The organism is Cytobacillus sp. BC1816, from assembly GCF_051353635.1.
GTDB classification, from domain to species: domain Bacteria; phylum Bacillota; class Bacilli; order Bacillales; family Cytobacillaceae; genus Cytobacillus; species Cytobacillus oceanisediminis_C.
On record NZ_CP195611.1, the window covers coordinates 758,294 to 775,847 of the forward strand.

Annotated in this window: 17 protein-coding genes and 1 pseudogene; 11 read left to right on the top strand and 7 right to left on the bottom strand. The window is 35.4% G+C overall.

Translation table 11 applies throughout. The features are described from left to right. Positions 1-518 precede the first annotated feature (518 nt). Positions 519-728, bottom strand: a complete 210-nt coding sequence (locus ACR42H_RS04100; protein WP_113885453.1) for a hypothetical protein — start codon at positions 726-728, stop codon at positions 519-521. After that, positions 725-2,086, bottom strand: a complete 1,362-nt coding sequence (locus ACR42H_RS04105) for a TrkH family potassium uptake protein (protein ID WP_113885454.1) — start codon at positions 2,084-2,086, stop codon at positions 725-727. Before ACR42H_RS04105 ends, ACR42H_RS04100 begins: the two co-directional genes overlap by 4 nt. A gap of 527 nt (positions 2,087-2,613) precedes the next feature. On the opposite strand from ACR42H_RS04105, the gene ACR42H_RS04110 reads away from it, so the two are divergent. Continuing rightward, positions 2,614-3,294: a DUF421 domain-containing protein gene (locus ACR42H_RS04110; RefSeq protein WP_113885455.1), complete on the top strand. Its 681-nt coding sequence runs from the start codon at positions 2,614-2,616 to the stop codon at positions 3,292-3,294. Between the two features lie 551 nt (positions 3,295-3,845). Here the strand turns inward: ACR42H_RS04110 and ACR42H_RS04115 are convergent. Further along, positions 3,846-4,391 (bottom strand): DUF1697 domain-containing protein, encoded by a 546-nt coding sequence (locus ACR42H_RS04115; protein ID WP_113885457.1) that lies wholly within the window; start codon positions 4,389-4,391, stop codon positions 3,846-3,848. Between the two features lie 431 nt (positions 4,392-4,822). Here ACR42H_RS04115 and ACR42H_RS04120 point away from each other — a divergent pair, with 431 nt between their 5' ends. Beyond that, a complete protein-coding gene (locus tag ACR42H_RS04120) occupies positions 4,823-5,596 on the top strand; it encodes a PAS domain S-box protein (protein WP_436374805.1) in 774 nt (257 codons plus the stop codon). A gap of 201 nt (positions 5,597-5,797) precedes the next feature. On the opposite strand, the gene ACR42H_RS04125 is transcribed toward ACR42H_RS04120, so the two are convergent. Together ACR42H_RS04125 and ACR42H_RS04130 are read right to left on the bottom strand one after the other, a co-directional pair. After that, a complete protein-coding gene (locus ACR42H_RS04125; RefSeq protein WP_436376835.1) occupies positions 5,798-6,703 on the bottom strand; it encodes an NAD(P)/FAD-dependent oxidoreductase in 906 nt (301 codons plus the stop codon). Positions 6,704-6,779: 76 nt separating this feature from the next. After that, the gene (locus ACR42H_RS04130; RefSeq protein ID WP_113882873.1) at positions 6,780-7,184 is read right to left on the bottom strand and encodes an RrF2 family transcriptional regulator; all 405 of its coding nucleotides are present in this window, start codon (positions 7,182-7,184) and stop codon (positions 6,780-6,782) included. Between the two features lie 215 nt (positions 7,185-7,399). On the opposite strand from ACR42H_RS04130, the gene ACR42H_RS04135 reads away from it, so the two are divergent. The 5 genes from ACR42H_RS04135 (at position 7,400) to ACR42H_RS04155 (ending at position 12,841) form a co-directional block, all read left to right on the top strand. Next, positions 7,400-8,275 (top strand): RCC1 domain-containing protein, encoded by an 876-nt coding sequence (locus ACR42H_RS04135; protein ID WP_436374806.1) that lies wholly within the window; start codon positions 7,400-7,402, stop codon positions 8,273-8,275. A 403-nt stretch (positions 8,276-8,678) separates the two neighbouring features. Beyond that, positions 8,679-9,410 (top strand): class I SAM-dependent methyltransferase, encoded by a 732-nt coding sequence (locus tag ACR42H_RS04140; RefSeq protein WP_436374807.1) that lies wholly within the window; start codon positions 8,679-8,681, stop codon positions 9,408-9,410. A 398-nt stretch (positions 9,411-9,808) separates the two neighbouring features. Beyond that, positions 9,809-9,886, top strand: coding sequence for a hypothetical protein (locus ACR42H_RS04145; protein WP_436376837.1), 78 nt, complete (start codon positions 9,809-9,811; stop codon positions 9,884-9,886). A gap of 1,558 nt (positions 9,887-11,444) precedes the next feature. Beyond that, on the top strand, positions 11,445-11,960 hold the full coding sequence (locus ACR42H_RS04150) for a DinB family protein (protein ID WP_436374808.1): 516 nt from the start codon (positions 11,445-11,447) through the stop codon (positions 11,958-11,960). Between the two features lie 353 nt (positions 11,961-12,313). Continuing rightward, the gene (locus ACR42H_RS04155; protein ID WP_436374809.1) at positions 12,314-12,841 is read left to right on the top strand and encodes an AAA family ATPase; all 528 of its coding nucleotides are present in this window, start codon (positions 12,314-12,316) and stop codon (positions 12,839-12,841) included. Positions 12,842-12,949: 108 nt separating this feature from the next. On the opposite strand, the gene ACR42H_RS04160 is transcribed toward ACR42H_RS04155, so the two are convergent. Next, complete coding sequence (locus ACR42H_RS04160) at positions 12,950-13,147, bottom strand: hypothetical protein (RefSeq protein WP_436374810.1); 198 nt, start codon at positions 13,145-13,147, stop codon at positions 12,950-12,952. Positions 13,148-13,194: 47 nt separating this feature from the next. Between ACR42H_RS04160 and ACR42H_RS04165 the strand changes: the two are divergent. Both ACR42H_RS04165 and ACR42H_RS04170 read left to right on the top strand, forming a co-directional pair. After that, a pseudogene (locus ACR42H_RS04165) lies at positions 13,195-13,572 on the top strand (DinB family protein); the annotation flags it as partial. A gap of 354 nt (positions 13,573-13,926) precedes the next feature. Then, positions 13,927-14,361 (top strand): NUDIX hydrolase, encoded by a 435-nt coding sequence (locus tag ACR42H_RS04170; protein WP_436374811.1) that lies wholly within the window; start codon positions 13,927-13,929, stop codon positions 14,359-14,361. Positions 14,362-14,982: 621 nt separating this feature from the next. Here ACR42H_RS04170 and ACR42H_RS04175 read toward each other — a convergent pair. Then, on the bottom strand, positions 14,983-16,041 hold the full coding sequence (locus ACR42H_RS04175; protein ID WP_436374812.1) for a Ger(x)C family spore germination protein: 1,059 nt from the start codon (positions 16,039-16,041) through the stop codon (positions 14,983-14,985). Positions 16,042-16,370: 329 nt separating this feature from the next. Here ACR42H_RS04175 and plsY point away from each other — a divergent pair, with 329 nt between their 5' ends. Continuing rightward, positions 16,371-16,946, top strand: a complete 576-nt coding sequence (gene plsY / locus ACR42H_RS04180) for a glycerol-3-phosphate 1-O-acyltransferase PlsY (protein WP_436374813.1) — start codon at positions 16,371-16,373, stop codon at positions 16,944-16,946. A gap of 106 nt (positions 16,947-17,052) precedes the next feature. Then, a complete protein-coding gene (locus ACR42H_RS04185; protein ID WP_436374814.1) occupies positions 17,053-17,532 on the top strand; it encodes a DinB family protein in 480 nt (159 codons plus the stop codon). Positions 17,533-17,554: the final 22 nt, after the last annotated feature.

Here is a 17,554-nt window from a genome sequence, read left to right on the forward strand (position 1 = left end):
AATCCCTCTCTCAATGAAAACTCAATCATAAGAGCCTTCCTTCAGATTAAAGAAGGTTACTAGCAACTTGTGCCCTTAGTCTTAATTTCGTTATATTTTACATCTACCCCGTTTATGCCTTCGGTCTCGCCATCACCAATGCCATCCGTTATTTTAAAAATACTGTAGGTTATTCTTAAAAGCCAGGGTTCTCCATCGTACATCATACAAGACTTTCGACCCCGAGCTTTTTTCGTGTTTTTTTATAAATTCATCATCCATTAAATTGCCTTTTTCTTTAGAATAGACCACGTTCAAAACCTATTAGCAAAATACAAATTCTAAAGTTCAATTCCTCCGCCCCCTGTTTTTTTATGTCTTCCTTCCTTTAAATTAGCAGATAATTCCAGAGTATTTAAAAATTTTATTCTTGAACTAACATGTGCATATGCTTCAAAGCCCAGCTGCTAAAATATAAGGCTTATAATTATTCCAAATGATATCCAAATTAAAAAAACTGCCTAAAAGCGGCAGCTCTATTAGCTTTTCTTATTTTTTTTAACCTTGACATAGAAAAAACCGCAAATTCCAAATAACAGTGTAATAGTTATTATCGTCAAAGAAGAATGGTATTCAATCCATAATACTCTATGGATGTTAGCAAGGGTTAAAAATAAAGATACTTTCGCCAAAAGCATCCCTGCAAACATCCAACTGAATATCACAATCAAACCATCTTGTTTTATCACCCTATAATCACCTTTTCCTTTGGATATTTATATCTATCCTTAACGGTGTTTCCTCTTATTAAAAATAGGAATGAAAAGATACCAATTCTGCCAATAAACATAAGTGCCATGATAATAAATTTCCCTGGAGTGCTAAGAGAAGATGTTATGCCCATTGATAATCCTGTTGTCCCGAAAGCGGATGAAACTTCAAAAACAATTTCAATAATGCTGAATGAAGGTTCAAAGATAGTCATTAAAATAATTGAAAAAGAACAAATAAAAGCAGCGGTTGTTATAACAATAAAAGATCCATGAATATCACTTGGATGCAATTCACGGCCGAATACTTTAACTGATTCTTTTCCTTTGGCATAGAAGTAAATGCTTAACATCATAATTGCAAAAGTGGTTGTACGAATTCCACCTCCAACACTGCTTGGCGATGCCCCAATAAACATTAATCCGCTGATAAAAAGCAAAGTCGGATCTGAAAAATCACTTACATCCATTGTAGCTAATCCACCATTTCTCGTAGATATGGATTGGAATAAGGAATAAAACAAAGATTCATGCCATGATTTACCTGCAAAAAAATGGTTTCTGTCAAATAAAAAGATAAAAACAGCACCTACAACAATAAGGATAAAGAAAGTAAGGGTTGTCAGTTTTGTAAACAACGTAAATTTGTAAGGGATATCTCCTTTATGTGTTAAAAATTCCTTGACCTCAATAAGTACAGGAAAGCCGATTGCACCAAGGATAAGCAAAATCATATTGATAAACTGAACAAAATAATCCTGTGCAAATGGAACAAGTGAAGTGCCGGTTATATCAAATCCTGCATTAGTGGTAGCACTGACTGATGCAAAGAAACCTTGTATAAAAGCTTCTTCCCATGTAGGGAAATAGTTTCGAAAGTGAATTCCTAATATAACGGCTCCAATAAGTTCGATAATAATTATAATGATTAATATCTGTCTCATTAACTGGACTAATCCGGAAAATGTCGAACGATTCTGATCTGTCATAATGAGCTGCCGATCTTTTAAGCCTATTTTTTTTCCGAAGAGAATCCATATGAACGTTCCAAGGGTCATAATACCAATGCCGCCAAACTGGAGAATAAAAGCCAAAATAAAATAACCTGGTACACTGAACGTATCAGCTGTCGAGACTACGCCCAAACCTGTTACACTAATCGCACTGACAGCTGTAAATAACGCATCAACTAATGACAGTTCAACATGGGGTCTATGTGCGACTGGTAAACTTAACAAGATTGTTGACATAATAACCGCAATTAAATAAAAGGAAACAATTAATTGTACCGACGACAATCTTTTTTTTAACTTTTCCTGGTTTTTTGTTAATTCCATATGACACAACCTTTTAGCAAGATAGGGATAGTATAGCAAATTGGAGAAAAATGAGAAATGTATTTCAAGTTTCATTTCACCCTATAGATTATTGATTTTATTTAGGTATCCCACAGATATAGATTAAAAGGAATTACCTAATCCGTTAAGGTATTTGGGATTTTTCTTCATTTGCTTTTTTTTATAGCAATACTTTTCATGATTATAGCTAAGTTAATATTGTAATAATATATTTCCTGTACTAGGTAGCTTTGAGGCGGATTTTATTGTTGAAAAAAGGGGCAGGACAGTTTAATAAATCTTTGTATGTCTCAGCAAATCTAAATAATCATTTTGTTTATTTTATGGAAGGGGAGGGACTGTACATCCAATTCCCCGAATAACTTCTCAACCCCTGTTACACCTCCGTGTCATGCAGTCATTTTTTATATTTTCCAAATATATGGCGAAAATATTGATGAGTTCTATTATTAAAACAATAGTTGAGAAAATAATTTTAAGTCAAAGATGAATGGGGTTCACAGAAAATGAAATTATCGTACTTAACAATTGAATTAATAGTTGGCTTTTTTTTTCTATTTATAATGGTAAAGTTTTTGGGTAAAAAAATCATTAATCAAATATCTCCTTTTACTTTTATCGCATCTATTGTATTGGGAGAACTATTAGGAAATGCTTTATACGATCATAAAATAGGAGTAGTTTATATTGTTTATTCGATGACCATTTGGGGAGGATTACTTTTTTCAGTTGAATATCTAGGTCAAAAATTCCTTGCATTCAGGGGGGTTTTTGAAGGGAAACCCTCTGCACTAATTAAAAATGGAATTGTAGACCGAGAAGCATTAAGGAAAAATAGAATGAATATAAACCAGCTGCAAAGTTTACTTCGACAGAGTGAAACCTTTTCACTTCGTGAGGTTGCCTTTTGTTATTTAGAGGCAAATGGTTCGATTAGTATTTTAAAAAAATCAAAGTATCAAAAAACAACTCAGGAAGATTTTAATATGACTTCAAAAGTAGTTTCAGTTCCAGTGACTTTAATAAGAGACGGTAAGGTTTTATGGGATGAAATTATTGATTTGGGATTTAATGAATTTTGGTTAAAGTCACAATTAAATACTCAAAATATTGCTGACTACAAAGATGTTTTTATAGCAGAATGGCTTGAAGGCGACGGTCTATTTGTACAGCCTTTTGAGAATTAAACTGTTTGAATATAATCCAAATACCAAAAGATTTGAAGTGGAGTTCATTAATCTATGAGGATTACTTTAATCACCCTTGAGAGTATGATATTCAAGTAAGAGGTGATATTAGGGTCGTAGCGAGTAGTCGAGCTATTTTGAGTCCCAGAAGTGCCTTCATATGTTGGTTAATGACGACGGATAACGCTATTTCTCCGTAGTCAGATAATTTAACGATTGGTTTCCAATAAACTATTGTACTTTCCAGTCCAATATGGTGTTTAAGGTCCATAAGAAATAAACTTATAACTAAAAAAAGTGTAGTTGCTGTCTTAAAAAAGTAAAAGTTATCTTCAACTAATGGGTGCACTGCTTAAAGTACGGCTTCCATTACAACCGCCCTTTTTATTCAACAAAAGGGGCAGGTTGCTTTAGGAAGAAAAAGAGCTGCCGACCTCTTAGATCTTCAACTCTTGCCCCATTACCTTTTAGTAAATAGTGAGTGGTCCCTTTAATTCCCTGAGCTCCAAACAAATTAATGAAAATCAATTATATAATTATTATCGGGAGAGCTAACTTTTTTGAGCTTGCATCAGTTCATAAATCTTACGAGAGGTATTGACATTTCTTATCGTAACTTGTTTGTATATCTTTGATCCAATGAGCTTTGACTTTCCACTTTTGGTTATATTTTTCTTGTCAACCGACCATAGGATCGCACCTGGTACATATTTTACCGAGTCAATATTTGGTTTAATAACCAGATTCTCAAGGACTGATTCATCATCAATTTCATCCCATAAAAACATGACATCACTTGTCATATTCTTATCATTTTTCCATGTGGCAGGAATAGCGTTTATGATTTCTCTGATATCATCGACACTACGAACTACTACTTTAATTTGTAATTTGAAATCATTATGTATCGCTTTTTCCAAAATACGAGATAGTTCAGTTTTTGATATGACTTTGTACGAAAAAATAATATTACCTGTGTTGATGTATGTCACTACATCATTCATCCCAATTTTTTCTAAAGTTTGTTTAAGCAACTTCATGTCAATTTTGTTTTTTCCACCCACATTAATCCCCCGAAGAAGAGCAATATAAATCATAGCCATCCTCCTTTCATCCTTTTATATAAACCCATTATATTCTTAGTGGTTATATTTGTCATACTATTCCAGTAATTTCTCGCAGTATGATTTTCTCCATATTTAATGTAAGTAATATATCTATTATTTTCTTTAGTTCTGGATACAGAACCTTAAATAAATCTAATTGGTTAATATCGTTGTGATCATTCTTCTTAAAATAAAAGGGCAGCATTCCTGAAATAAAAAACTACTTTGTGAAGTAATGCACTTACACTATAGGGTATTAATTGAAGATACGGCTGCCAAATTTGATGGCCTTTTCTTATTAAACAAAAGGGGCAGGTTAGTTCAATAAGCTTAAAAATAAAAAATCTGAATGTGAATAAAAAAGTATTCTCCTTGTATACAACGATAAAATGAACTACCCTTAATTTAAGGAGTGAGGGAAAATGTACGAGAATATTGAAGGCATTAATTACAAAGAAGTAATTGAATATGCACTGGATCCAATAATTGTGCATTCACAGCTGAAGATAATATATATAAATGAAGCAGCAGAAAGATTTTTTCGTGCTTCAAGGGACCAAGTAATTGGGGCCAGTCCTTTAGATATATTTAAAGACACCTCTAAACCATCAATAACCAAGAGAATATCCGGGGCATATAGTAAACCCGCAGAGGTTATAGAGGAAACTATATATAGAATGGATGGAACGCCAGTTGAGGTTGAGTTATATTGTCACCCTATTAAAGTAGAGGGCACAAGAGCGATCCAAACTTACGTAAAAGACATCACGGAGAGAAAAAAACAAGATAAAGCACAATATGAAATGAATATGCAAATAAATGAGCTAGCGTCAAGAATTGTCCCTCTTCTAGAAGGCATTGCTGTTCTACCACTGTTAGGCGTAATAAATCAGAATAGAGCTGAACAACTCTTAGAATTAGTACCGGTCAATGTTCAAGAGCAAGGGGTTAGCCGTTTGATTATAGATTGCTCGGGAATTTATAAAATTGATAATTTAGTTATTGACTACCTATTTAAAATTAACAATGTACTAAAATTACTTGGGGTAAAATGCATTCTAACTGGGGTAAGGCCCCAATTAGCTGTAGAGGCAGTTAAAATTGGCCTTAATTTAAATAGTATAATTACTTTTTCTAATGTTAAGGATGCCTTATACTTTCTCGGGGTAAATAGTAAAACAGATACATCTTACTAAAAATAGAGGGCTTGTTAATCCAGGAAGGATTAGCGGCTTTTTTATTTAAGTTCTTATTGAGCTAACGGGGCAGGTTTGTGGAAGAGTGGTGTTTAATTTGTGTTAAACAATCGGGCCATTTAATGTAGTAAGGCTTTTAAGTTGTTAAACCCAATAATACAAAAACTGATGAGTTGCATTTATAACTCATCAGCTTGCATTTTAAAATCTATCTAATGTAATATCCATGTTTATGCTTGAAGCAGCCTTATTGCCGTCGGCTGCAGCAATCATCAAAGAAGAGGGTCCTGCCTTTTCAGTTTCACCTGCAATATATATCCCAATTACTGTTGTTCGTCCAGCACTATCTGTGATTATCCCTCCGTTTTCATCAACTTGACAATTTAAGTGTTCTGCAAATTTATTTGGGCGATAAAAACTTGGAACTACGAAGCCGCCACTTCTTAGAATGTTTTCACCTGATTCTAATTCAATACTTTCTAAGTTACCATTATCTCCGTGTAAGTTTTTAATAACTTCTGTATAAACCTTAATCTTTTTACTTTCAAAATCATTTCGCACTTTATTGGATAGTTGATGACCATTAGTAAAAACGATTAAATCCCTTGACCAATTAAAAACCAATTTAGTCATATGAATAATGTGTTCATCATTTTCTGCAATTATAGCTAACGGCTTGTCTCTAAGCTCCCAGCCATCACAATATGGACAGCTGAATAAACTATTACCATAATATTGTCTAATCTGTAATAAGGGAAATTCTTCTTGTATTCCGGTAGCTAACAGTATTTTTTCTGTTATATAAGATTTATTGTTTGATGTATTGACTAAAAATAAATCCCTTTGAACATCTTTAATTACCTTAATAACTGTCTCATTCGAAATAGAAACAGAAGGATACGATTCTAATTGTTTAACTGCTATATCTTTAAATTCTTTTGGTTTAATTCCATCTCTTGTTAAAAAACCATGTGACTCATGAGTTACACGATTTCGATTTGTTCCATTATCAAATAGGGCAACCTTTCTGCGCGCTCTCCCTAAAGTTAAGGTTGCACTTAATCCGGCAGGCCCTGCACCAATTACAATACAATCATATTTATCCATCATTTATTTTCCTCCTTGTCTATAATATATATTATAGAGTTTTAATATCTATAATTTGAATAAAAGACATCATGATTTATATAGATGTCTCATTCATTTTGTTAGCCAGGTCAACTATACGTGTTTGATTCAATTCATCTAAAAACTTTTCCTCGGCTGATTCGATCGCCTTCTGAATTAAACAGTCAGGATTATGACTGAGGCAATAATCAAAAATAGGCATCAAACCTTCAATAGATTTTATAACATCAAGTAATGAAAGTTCTTCCCAGCCAGGTTTTAATTTATAGCCACCATTTGCACCTGAGACAGATTCAACCATACCCGCCTTTACTAACTTTGTTAGTATTTTAGATAAATATGTGGTTGAAACTTCTTGGCGTTCAGCTAATTTTGCCACACCAATATGCTCATCAGGCGGATTAGCAGCTAAAAATAACATGGTGTGGAGAGCATAGTTCGTTGCTTTTGTTAACTTCATATATTACTCCTATTGTAGATTTAATATATCTATAATATCGACTTAAGTTTTTAATGTCAAATACTAAGTTTAGTCAACAAAAGGGTGCTTTGCTTAAAGGTCTGGCTGCTAAAATGCAGCCTTTTCTTATGCAATAAACAGGGGCAGGTTTGTTTAAGTAGCGAAAATGATACTAAAATAAAATTAGCTCTTGTTATAAAGGAGGTAAAACATGGATGATATTTCATCGAATAAAGCGGTGGTCTAAAGATACCATAGCGGCGGGGCGTCGTCATACTGTTGCTATTAAATCTGACGGTACTGTGGAGGCTGTGGGTGATAATAAATATGGCCAATGTGATGTAAGCGGCTGGCACGATATTGTGGCGATCGCGGCGGGTAATGTTCATATGGCAACGAACACTGGTAATGCTCATACAATCGGTCTTAAATCTAACAGTACTGTGGAGGCTGTGGGTTGGAATAATTATGGACAATGTGATATAGACCACTGGGGCGATATTGTAGCGGTTGCTACGGGATGGCGACGAACTATTGGCCTTAAATCGGATGGTGCGGTGGTTGCAGTGGGCCGAAATAATGATGGTGAATGCAATGTGAACGACTGGCATGATATTGTGGCAATCGCGGCGGGTGACTGGCATACAATCGGTCTTAAATTGGGCGGCACGGTTTCGGCAGTGGGGAATAATCGGTTTAGCCAATGCAATGTAAGAGATTGGGTCGATATTGTGGCGGTTAAGGCGGGGTATCTTCATACTGTTGGACTAAAATCGGATGGTACGGCGGTTGCTGTGGGTAAAAATAAGTTAGGCCAATGCGATGTAAGCCGCTGGCGGGGGATTGTAGCGATTTCGGCGGGTAGTAATCATACAGTTGGTCTTAAATCAAACGGTACTGTGGTTGCTGCGGGATGGAATGATTATGGCCAATGTAATGTAAGAGATTGGGTCGATATTGTAGCGATTTCGGCGGGTTGTTCGCATACCTTCGGCCTTAAATCAGACGGTACGGTGGTTGCTGTGGGCGATAATGAATATGGCCAATGCGATGTAAGCCACTGGATTGGCATCCAGCTTCCCAACAATTAGTTTTCGGGTTAAAGGATACATTTCCTGCAGCCAATATATCCATAAAAGAATTAATTATAATAGGAAAAATTCCTTCTTCAGCTACCGGGTGGGTAAGTTTAAGATTTTTTACAACCGTGCGCTTTTGTTCAATAACGATCTTCAGTAATCGGGTGCTTTTCTTTAGTAAGAACGCTCTTTTTTATATGCTCTAGCACAAAAGTGTTGAGGATTTTTAACTTAAACTAACCCCTTTTTTATTGAATTCTTATTGAAAAAACAGGGCAGGTTTGTTTAATAAGCAATGTGTTATATTAGATTTTTAATGAGGTGAAAGAAATGGTTAGAAGGAGATAGATAGCCTCCTGAATTATATGTTGTATTAATTTTAGGAGGCTAACAAATATTTTAGGAGTTGTATAAAATGAAGCAAAACAAGTATGATGATATGAATTTCTTTTCTGCATATAAAAAAATGGCACGTTCAGTCGAAGGACTTGAAGCTGCAGGAGAATGGCATGTATTAAAAGAACTTTTACCCGAACTCCAAAATAAAAGTGTACTAGATTTGGGATGCGGCTTCGGCTGGCATTGCCGTTATGCTCGTGAACAGCAAGCAAGATCTGTTATTGGAATAGATATATCTGAAAAAATGCTTGAACAAGCTCGTGAAATGACTCAGGATTCCTTCATTTCATACATTAGAATGCCAATTGAAGACATTGATTTTACAGACTCTCCATTTGATGTTGTCATCAGCTCATTGGCTTTTCATTATATTAAGTCCTTTGAAGCAACTTGTAAGAAGGTCTATGATTGTTTAAAGCCTGGAGGTTCTTTTGTCTTTTCAGTTGAACATCCAATCTTCACTTCTCGGAACGAACAAGATTGGTATCATGATGACAAAGGGAATCGTTTGCATTGGGCAGTTGACAATTACCAATTGGAAGGATTACGTGAAACAACATTTCTAACTGAAAACGTTATAAAATACCATCGCACATTTTCAACTTATATCAATGCCTTAATTAATGCTGGCTTTAATATAAGGACAATTAAGGAACCAATTCCCTCTGAGGAAATGTTAATCAGTATTCCTGAAATGAAAGATGAACTCCGGAGACCTATGTTCTTAATAATCTCAGCAGAAAAGTAATTTTGTTTAAACGTTCCTGCGCAAATGCAGGGACGTTTTTCTTATTCAACAGAAGGTGCAAGGTTAGTCATTTCCAAAATACAGGGTTTTCTGTAATTATACAGAATATTTTATTATAAATGAGGGTTATATTCGGGGAAATATTTTATGTTTTTACAAGCAGTTTTTAAGATAGGGATGGAACTATCGGTGGAAGTGACAGGAGACTTTAACTATTTTCCGATGTTGCAGAGGCAATACAGCAATTGAAAAAATCGGGGAATTTAATTTGTTCTTTCACTAATCAACCTGGAGTATCTTAGGGAAAGCAACTTTTTTCAGCTTTGAAAAAGAATCAGGTTTACCTATGTCCCCACAAACATAATGAAGGATGTCAATGCAGGAAGCCCTCTTCAGGAATGCTGAAAAAGGCGGCCAAAGAAAATAATTTGGATTTAAGGAATTGTGCAGTGATTGGGGATAGATGGATGGACTGACATGCTAGCTACAGATGATGTTGGCTGTAAAAAATATTAGTAAAGAATGGCGGTGGGGAAAAGTCCTTTGAGAAGTACAAAAACAAAGAGTATATTGGCCGTTGGGCAGAAATAAAGCCCGATTTTGCTGCGGAAAATTTCAACGAAGCTGTTAAATGGTTAATGGCAAACCGCCCATTCATAAACTAAGTGTCTAAGAGAAATATTCCTGCTTCCATCGGCAGCTTTTTTGTAATCCTAAATAATCAGAATCTCAAAAGCCTTGAAGGCGCAAGGGGAGACAAAAAATAGTTATTTTAAAAGATTGTAAGAAATGGGGTGCCTTTGTTTTGTATAAAGGGTTATTTATATTTCAGGTTGGTCCCACAAAAGAAGGAGATAACTTAATCTCCGAAACAAATGGGCTATTGCTGCTTACTCCAGCAAATATAGATCTTGTTTGTAATGATGCCATTACTTTAAATGACTATTAAACTAGACAGAATGTCTTCCTAAAAACAGACATAGATCACAATTTAATGTTAGAGCCATTTCCTCAATTAATCTTCCTATCTACGTTATTAAAGAAACAGAACTAATGAATTTCTATATTACAAATTCTTATTAAGTAAATGATATTTTCCTTTGACCCCCGTCCTTTTCGACGTTATTCCTCTGAATTAACTACCATTTTCCTTGGATCCTCGTCCCTTTCGACGTTATTCCTTTGGATTAACTACCATTTTCCTTGGAACCTCGTCTTTTTCGACGTTATTCCTCTGGATTAACTACCATTTTCCTTCGCCCCCAGTCCTTATCGTCGTTATCCTTCTGGATTAACTACCATTTTCCTTCGCCCTCTGTCCTTATCGTCGTTATCCTTCTGGATTAACTACCATTTTCCTTTGCCCCTCGTCCTTATCGTCGTTATCCTTCTGGATTAACTACCATTTTCCTTTGCCCCTCGTCCTTATCGTCGTTATCCTTCTGGATTAACTACCATTTTCCTTCGCCCCCAGTCCTTATCGTCGTTATCCTTCTGGATTAACTACCATTTTCCTTGGATCCTCGTCCTTTTCGACGTTATCCTTCTGGATTAACTACCATTTTCCTTCGTCCCCGCCCTTTTTGTCGTTATTTCTCTTGATTAAACTATGATTGCTGCTGGAAAAAAGGTTCTGCGGCTGCTCATTTTCTTATTCAACTAATGGAGCAAGTAGTTAAAGAAGGCTTAGTTTCCTAAGCCTTCTTAAGTTCATCGATTTTATCTTGAATTGTCACATGGTGATATATTGTTAAAGCAATAATTGTGATACTAAGAGCACTAGATAAGATTGTACTTCCAATTAGCAGTCGGTTAGTTCTTGAATTAGCCATTTGGATTCACCACTTTTTTTCTTAGTTTGATTAGTAGGTATAAAAATTATGTACTTTACTTTTTAATTTAATTAAAAATACGTGGCAGTTGATGATCGAAAATCCCCAAATTTCTGAGGTGCAGCCTTAATGAAAAAAAGAGGAGGTAATTTAATTAAGAGGGAGAATGTTAATATGAACATAAATTGAGAGGAGTCTGAAAATGTATCATAGCTTAAGCGATTTCTTTAAATCCTGGGAATTTGAGGCTGGGGCTACAAGCAAGGTTCTGAAGAATCTTACAGATGAATCATTAAAGGAGGAAGTTACACCAGGTCAATGGTCTTTAGGGCGTATTGCGTGGCATACGGTCACTGCTATTAAAGTGATTAGTTCACAGGCAGGTTTAAGGTTTACAGCTCCTAGCGAAGACTGGTCTGTTCCATCTTCAGCTAATTTCATTGCTGAAAGCTATACTGATGCTTCAAATAACCTGGTCGAGGCTTTGGAAACTCATTGGACTGATGAGACCCTGTTGGAAAAAATTGATTTTTTTGGCATGAAAATGACAAAGGGAAGTCTGTTATTATTTTTAAACCAACATCAAACTCATCACCGGGGACAAATGACTATACTAATGAGGCAAGCAGGACTTAGTGTACCAGGGATTTATGGTCCCTCAAAAGAAGAATGGACACAATTTGGCATGACTGAGCCAAGACAAACTTTATTTGATTAAATTCTAGAGCCACTATTGAAAGTAGATTTAATCAATATACAAAGACCAAAATAACCGATTTAAGATCCAGCTGCCAAACTAGGCAGCTTTTTATTATTTAACTATAGAGGCAGGCTAGCTTTAAAAGGTATAGACGATAAAATATAGAATATTCACTATAGGAATTATTGTATATAGGTTTTTAGGGTAAATAATAACTGAAACGCCTGAAGATAAAAGAGAACGATTAAAAAATAATCCTACTGATTCCCGATACGATTCATTAAATAGAGGAAGTGGCATTTACCATAAAGTCGATTGAGGATTAACTCATGACAAGGAAGGAATTCCTAATTGAATGGAGGGATATAAAGGTGTTTGAAAAATTTAATTTTGAATTGATCTATCGTGAACGCAATAATTTAACCCCTTTAGTGGTGATGATGTGTGGTGTGGCTGGTTCTGGAAAAACTACTTTCTCAAAAAAAATAGAAAAGGAAGGTTTTGTACGTCTTTCTATTGATGAAGAAATATGGGCTGTTAATGGTCGTTATGGGATTGATTACCCAATTGAAAAAATTGAAGAATACAAGAAAGATGCAGAAAAAAATTTACTCAATCGTTTAATAAAGTTAATACACGATAAACAACAGGTGGTAATCGACTTCAGTTTTTGGGATCGTGCAAGAAGGTACCAATATAAAAAACTTATTGAGGATTCTGGGGGTAAATGGAAACTTGTTTATTTAAAAGTTCAACCTAATGATTTACGTGAAAGACTTAAGTTACGCAACAAACGATTTGATGCAAACGCGTTCCCTATTTCAGAAGAAATCTTAACTTCTTACCTTAATGGTTTTGAAATACCAAATGGTGAAGGGGAAATTGTGATTGAAAATTAGAGCTATCAAATAGGTAAAAAATATATTCAAATAATGGAGAGATTCGTACTTTATAAACAACAGCAAAAAAGGAAATTTCTTTTTAAACAAACTCCCTTTTCTATTTAATTAATTTTTCTTTTGCAGGAAATCCTTGTTCGAAATTACATTGGCATACATACCGTTAAGTACGCTGACAAACGCATAATGAACCTGTTCAGCTGGCACGACCTTATCTTGATAAGATAAGTCTCTTTTCGCACATGCATCTTCAATCAGTGTAGTCTCAAAGCCTAGATCCACAGCAGCTCTAGATCGTTGTCTCAACCAGCCTGGAACATGTTTATACAAGTAGGGGTGAACAGTTTACTGACGAGGAAGATGCATTTTGGAAACCCAATGAGGAAAGCAACAGCATCGCTGAGATTGTGCAGCATCTTCTTTATTGGAATGAAACCTGGCAAAAGAGGTTACATAAATCTCACGTTGATGCTGTTCCACCCCTAGGTAATAATAATGACAGCTTTATCATTCCGGAAAATGCAAAGTTTACTGACTTGAAAGAACAGCTATTAGAGGTGCTCTTGCAGTGGCAAGACCTGCTCTCCCAAGAAAAACTAGAAAGTGAAATTGAGGGCTTCCCTGAAGCTGCAGAGTGGTGGGCAATACTTGGGAATCTATCCACGCATAATGCCTACCATATAGGACAAATCATTTACGTCCGGAAACTGCAAATGAATTGGAAAAAATAAGTAAGAGGATTAAATGGGGATTCGGAAGTATCAATAGTAAAAAAATATACCGCTCTAAAGTGTCAGCAATAAAGCCAATTATTTTCATTCAAGATCCGAGCATGTTAGCGGAACAAGGATTCTTTAGAAAAGACGAGGAAATAGATGTAAAGTAACTTTGTTTTTATCTAAGAGCAGCTGCGCCAGGGCAGCTTGTTTTGTGGGAGTCGTTGTTTTTGGCTCTTGTCTATAACCAGACATTCTTTTTTTGTAAGGCTCTCTGTTTAGAGAATGACTGGTAGTTTAAAGAAAGTAACTGGAAGGAAAATGAGTAAAATTTGAAGGAATAAAATCAAAAAGAATTGGGGGCTTAAAATGTTTATTGTAAATGTTGAAGGTGCTATAAGGAAAATTGACAAGTGGCTAATTATTGAAAGAAGTAAAAAAGAGGAACACGCTGGAGGTCTGCTTTCCCTTGTTGGAGGTAAGGTGGATATAGAAGGAAATTCTTCAAACATATTGGAAAGAACTGTAAAATGCGAAATTTTAGAGGAAGTCGGTATAAAAGTAAAAGATAGCTTAACGTATGTATCTAGCACTTCTTTCGTAACAGATTCCGGTCAAAATGTAGTGGATGTTATTTTTCTTTGCGAATATGAATCTGGTGAGGCATTTCCTATAAGTTCTAATGAGGTAGATGGAGTGTTTTGGTTAACTTCAGAAGAAACTTTAAACCACCCAAAATCACCTATTTATTTAAAAGAAAGTATCAGAAAAGCAGAGACGCTGATTCCAATTCATTTGTCATAATTCTCATTTTTATAAAAAGGTAATCGCCTAACAATCCATAAAGATAGAAGCTCCAGTTTTATCCGAGTAAAAGTAGACCGTATTTTTTTCAAGTCATTATTTAATTAGAGATTGTAGTACTCAATATTTTCCGCCAATAGGCGGCATTCTTTTTGTTGAACAAACGAGGCAGGTTTGTTGAAGAAGGATTTTTAGACTGATTATGCAAAAACAGTGTTCGCTCTGGATATAAGAGGGAAAGTTGGAAAACCTATTATGAATTAATTTTATAAGGAGGGATTCGGATGAAAGACAAAGATCAGGAAACTGCCGAAGGATTGAATCAGATATTTGAAATAATAAATACCAAAGTGCGATGTTGGCGAAATCAATGAAATTCTGAAAAATGGAAGTTCTGATTCTAGAGCGGAAGACTCTTCTCCTAATTCCTAATACAAAGACAGGCTGCTGATCTTCAGCAATCAGACGCATTTCTGAAATAAAGAAAGCGCCTACTTTCATGAAAAGTATTATTGGGAGTAATAGGAAGAGGCGGAAGGAATGGATCTGAATTTTTCAATTTTATTCTTTCTCTTCTGCCATACCATTCCTAATAAGCTGGGAATACTATTATACCCGCTCTTATTCAAGAACGCCTGTTTCTTCTATCACTACATTGCAATTAACATCAAAGCCTAACATTTTGTAATCGTCTTCCCACTTTTTAAAGTCAAAGTTCCGATTCCGGTTTTTTTTCTTTTGACCCAGGCCAACAGGGTCTATTCCGATATCCTGAAATTGTATTAATAATCTTAAGCATTCCTTTTCAATTTTTTTCTCCAGGTTCTTTTCAATCTCTCCAACAATCTGAGGGGTTAAAAGATCTCCCGTAAACTCACGAATAACTCCTTCGAGGTTAAGGGTTATGGCAGCGTGATTATCAGTCATTTTGATTTTATTTTTTGATTTTATACTCTTTATAGCAGCTCGTTCTCCCTTTTTTAACTTAACATCAAAGTTTCCTTCGCTATACTTATCTACCAGCAATTTAAAATAGAACAGGTCCTTTACAGGGAGGATGGCCACTTCTTTATCATTTTGGAAAAGACTAACTCCAACTATCTTGACCTTATCATTTCCGGCTTTCTTTAGCCGGGGCAGGAAGGGATCCTTACCATCCAGATAGTAATCATGCGAAAAAATATGCAAATTGGTTATGGGAATATCGCGATGTTCCATATTATGTTGAATAAGATTATAGATATAGGTGCCGTTTCCCATGGTTCCATACTCACCTTTTAACAATTCTTCTGTTTTTCCCTCTGCTGTTGCAACAAATACGCGTGCCCCCATACTTGCATCTCTCTGAAAAGAATCTATTAAGTCAAAAACCCCTTTTTTGGAAGTTTCAGGTCCGAATACAACCAGCTTTAATCCACCTGTGACTACTGGTTCTGATGTTTGCTTAGAAATATCCAGACGTACGTCCTGCCTAAGCTTTCCATTCCCGGAAATTGTCCTGTTAATTACACTTTGATCAGGCTGGAATTCCTGGAATAATGCAGTTCCTCTATACTTATCTTTCTCATCCTCTGCTAAATCGTAGCCGACTCCTACTTCAATATTTATATCATCAATGATTTCTTTATCAACACAGCCTGAAAGCAGCAAGGACAGGCATATTAGTAAAACTTTTTTCATTTCAATTTCACCTTTACTATTGGCAATTATGACAGCTGTGAATTACATTCCACATAATTAAAGCCGCTATGCCAATTGCTATTGGCATAAACAAAACCATGTCATGATAAAAATGAGTACACAATTAGTATTAATCTTTATATGGGAGAATATTCGTAATAAGGGAATTCCTGAATTAAGGAAGTTGTAGTTATTAAGGCGAAAGCAGATGCATTAGGGGGATGAATTCTCTATAAATAGAAGGGCAGGATAGTTGAACGATGCAGGAAGGAAAATTAGTTTCCTAAATTGAATATCAATATAAATAATTGAAGTAAGAAAGGTATACTATGCTCCATATTTCATCTCTATTTTTAAGTTATGTGATTGGTTCTATTTCATTTGCCTTGGTTATCGGTAAACTTTTCTATAAAACCGATATTCGAGGTTATGGCAGCGGGAACCTTGGTGCTACCAATGTTTATAGGGTTCTTGGAAAGAAAGCGGGACTAATTGTTGCCATTGCTGATTTATTAAAAGGTACATTGGCTTGTTTACTTCCCCAAATCCTTAATTCTGCGGTTAGCCCTATTATCTGTGGTTTACTAGCCATATTGGGACACGTTTTTCCTGTTTTTGCAGGGTTTAAAGGCGGGAAAGCTGTTGCGACAGCAACCGGTGTCTTATTATTTTTGACACCCTTAGGTACCTTGACTGGTTTTGTTGTATTTCTATTTACTTTGATATTATCCAAGTATGTTTCATTAAGTTCCATGCTAGCTGGAATAGCCATATTTATTTACAGCCTTATATTTGAAGAAAAAGTCATTATTGCTCTTTCATTCTTTATAAGTGTATTAGTGATAATTTTGCATAGACAAAATATCAAAAGATTGATAAGTGGTACTGAAAACAAGCTATGGTAATGAAATACAAAAAAATCACAAGGTGGTATAAACTAAAAAAGGAGAATAATGGATTTAATGATTACTGATTAGTAATATAAATATAATTACAGGGAGCGTGGCGAATATGTCTTATGCAATTGATGTTTTGGCCGATCAATTGTCAGCAAATGCAAATGATCCTAGCTGGTATATTCCGTTTTCAGAATCAGTTGCAAACTTATCAGAGGAAGATGCGTTTTGGAAGCCGAATGAGGAAAGCAATAGCATCGCTGAAATTGTGCAGCATCTTCTTTATTGGAATGAAACCTGGCAAAAGAGGTATCATAAATCTCATGTTAATGCTGTACCACCCCTAGGTAATAATAATGAAAGCTTTGTAATCCCGGAAAATGCAAATTTTACTGACTTGAAAGAGCAGCTAGTAGAGGTGCTCTTGCAGTGGCAAGATCTGCTTTCCCAAGAAAAACTAGAAAGTGAAATTGACGGTTTCCCTGAAGCTGCAGAGTGGTGGGCAATACTCGGGAATCTATCTACACATAATGCCTACCATATAGGACAAATCATTTACATCCGGAAACTGCAAAAGAGTTGGAAAAACAAGTAGGATTAATAGGGTTTCGGGGGTA